3 protein-coding genes are annotated in these 2,610 nt (G+C 52.5%); all 3 read left to right on the top strand.

Features of this window, described 5'->3' with window-relative positions:
* Positions 1-99 precede the first annotated feature (99 nt).
* Genes EKM91_RS13655 through EKM91_RS13645 form a run of 3 tightly spaced genes read left to right on the top strand, consistent with a single transcriptional unit; the run spans position 100 to position 2,435 of the window.
* Positions 100-1,440, top strand: a complete 1,341-nt coding sequence (locus EKM91_RS13655; RefSeq protein ID WP_164508611.1) for a hypothetical protein — start codon at positions 100-102, stop codon at positions 1,438-1,440.
* Positions 1,433-1,834, top strand: coding sequence for a GtrA family protein (locus tag EKM91_RS13650; protein ID WP_125754437.1), 402 nt, complete (start codon positions 1,433-1,435; stop codon positions 1,832-1,834). Before EKM91_RS13655 ends, EKM91_RS13650 begins: the two co-directional genes overlap by 8 nt.
* Positions 1,835-1,850: 16 nt before the next feature.
* A complete protein-coding gene (locus tag EKM91_RS13645; protein WP_125754436.1) occupies positions 1,851-2,435 on the top strand; it encodes a TVP38/TMEM64 family protein in 585 nt (194 codons plus the stop codon).
* Positions 2,436-2,610 lie beyond the last annotated feature (175 nt).

Raw genomic sequence — 2,610 nt, 5'->3', positions numbered from 1 at the left:
ACAGGTCGTATCGACTTGGTGTTTTTTATTTTGTCTGAGTGCTAATGATAGTGGCTAACTTGATTGTAAAACGCGGGGATGTTATTATTGCTGATCATTATGCGCTTATTTTGGCGCTGGCCGCGATTTGGCCAGCGTCAGCGCGCATTGGCCGCAGTCGGCTTGACTGCGGCGGTCGGGTTAGGCGCCTTGTTAAAACCTAACTTGATCGTGTTGCTCCCGGCTTTAGTCATCGTCGCCTTATGGCTGTGGCGGCAAAAACACTTCAAAGCCCAACATTGGGCATTGCCGATTTTACTCGTCGTCTTGGGTTTTGGCTTGAGCCGCCCAGCAAGCCAAGGCCTGCAGTCGCTTAGCCACTACACGCCCAACTCAGCTGAAGTCTTGCCAATGACGAATTGGCTGCGCATGGGGCTCAACCCCCAAACCACCGGCAGATATTCTGCCCAAGACGTGCAACAAGCCAATCAAGCGCCGACACCGGCAGCCAAACAACAACAAGACCTCACTGTCATCAGCCAACGGCTCAACCAACTAGGCCCGCTGGGATTGTTGCGCTTGTGGCTGGGCAAACTCGGTTATTTGCTGCGCGTCGGCGGGATCCAAACTTGGTATAATGGCGGCTTGCGCGCTTCGCCAAGCTGGTATCAAAAACACGCCGCTTTCTTCCAAGCCCTCACCAAGATCAGCTATGCGGCAGCCACCGTCAGCTTATGGCTGGTATTCAGCTGGCGCTTAGTGCACTGGCGGCCTGAACTAAACCAAACCACGACTACTGCGATCATGTTGGCAGTGGTGACGGCACTGGGGTATTTGGCCTTTCATACTTTGTTATGGGAAGTGTCCGGGCGCTATGGGCAAGTCCTTTTGCCGCTGATCATGATCGGCTTGGCCGGCATCCCTGCCCCTGCGCCGGTGCCTAAGGCCAAAACGGCTCGGCTGCCAGTCCTCATGAGTACCGCAACTGCGATCATTTGGCTGCTTTCAGGCATGATTGTGAGCCACTTGCGCCCGCAAAAAATCATCGTCGCCGCTCAGCGCAGTCAACTCTCAGCCCAATATCACGCCCAACCTGAGCAATTACAACCGCAAACCGTCATGCAAGAAGCGGTGCGCTTGAATGGCCCGGCCGATTATTTCTCGGTACAGGTACATGCCCAGTCTCAGGTACAAGTTGTCTTGCAAAATTTGCACACAAAAAAAGCCTACCCCTTAACCGCTGCTGGCGCCGTTTACCGCTTGCACCAACACCTGCCAGCGGGCCGTTATCAAATCACATTGCTCAACGCCAGCACGGCCAGCCAAGCCGTGGATGTGGTGACGACGAGTGCTTATCAGCTTAATGCTTTTCCATTGGTGATCAACGGCGACGCCCACAAAACCGCGTCGTTGATCTACACCAGCATCGACCACGAATTTGGAGGCGGTTCTCATGGATAAATATGCGTCGCTTTACACGAAATACGGTTTGGCCGTGCGTTACTTGGTGGTCGGCGGCTTGACCACCGGCATCAATATTGGCTTATTTTTTGGCCTCACCTATCTTCAAGTTCCTTGGTTTTGGGCCAATCTCTGCGCCTGGGTGCTCAGTGTATTGTTTGCGTTTATCGCCAATAAAGTCGTGGTGTTTGCCTCTGCAGACACCACGCTGACTACGGTAGTCAAAGAAGCCGTCAGTTTTTTTGCCTTGCGCGCCGCGTCGCTGTTAGCCGATACGGCGATCTTATTTGTCGGGTTGACGCTGCTGCATGGGGCGCCGCTGCTGGTCAAGCTCATCGATCAGGTGGTCGTGATTGGCTTGAACTATGTCTTTAGCAAACAGATCTTTGCCTAATGTTGGGAGGTCAAAAATGACCGCGTCGATTAAAATGCTGCATGCTGCGCAAGCGTTGATGGTGCTTTTATTGGTGATCAGTGCGGTCATTTTGGTGCACAGCGGCAATTTAGCCACCATCTCGCAGCTGCAAGGATTAGTTCAAAGCGCCGGCGTTTGGGCGCCGTTAGCCTTTATTGGTTTGCAGATCATCCAAGTGACCTTGCCGATCGTTCCCGGCGGCCTTTCTACGGTAGCGGCGGTGGCGATTTTTGGACCGGTTTGGGGCTTTGTCTACAACTACATCGGCATTAGCCTAGGGTCAGTCGCAGCGTTTTTGTTGGTGCGGCATTTCGGCAAGCCGCTCGTCGCAGCGGTGATCTCACCCAAACGCGTCGCCAAATACGCGCACTATCTTAACGATGGGCCCAGATTTGCGCGCATTTTCACCATTGCGATCTTGTTGCCGGTGGCCCCAGACGACTTGCTGTGTTTACTGGCAGGCCTGACGACAATGCCGCTGAAACAGTTTGTTTGGATCATTAGTTTGTGCAAACCGTGGACGATCATCGCCTATAGCCTGGGGATGCATTCCTTGTTGCAACTGTTGGGGTCCTTTTAAGGATGCTTAAAAAGCGGCTGAGTCATTTGTGAAGTGCCCTACAATTGTTAGACAAGAAGTCTAATGATTGTGGGGCTTTTCTTATGACCAAATATAGTCCCGCGTTTTACAATCAAGTTAGCCACTATCATTAGCACTCAGACAAAATAAAAAACACCAAGTCGATACGACCTGT

Source organism: Lacticaseibacillus baoqingensis, assembly GCF_003946165.1.
Classification (GTDB): Bacteria; Bacillota; Bacilli; order Lactobacillales; family Lactobacillaceae; genus Lacticaseibacillus; species Lacticaseibacillus baoqingensis.
Note: the sequence above shows the minus strand (reverse complement) of the source record. Positions and strands in the feature narration are given on the sequence as shown.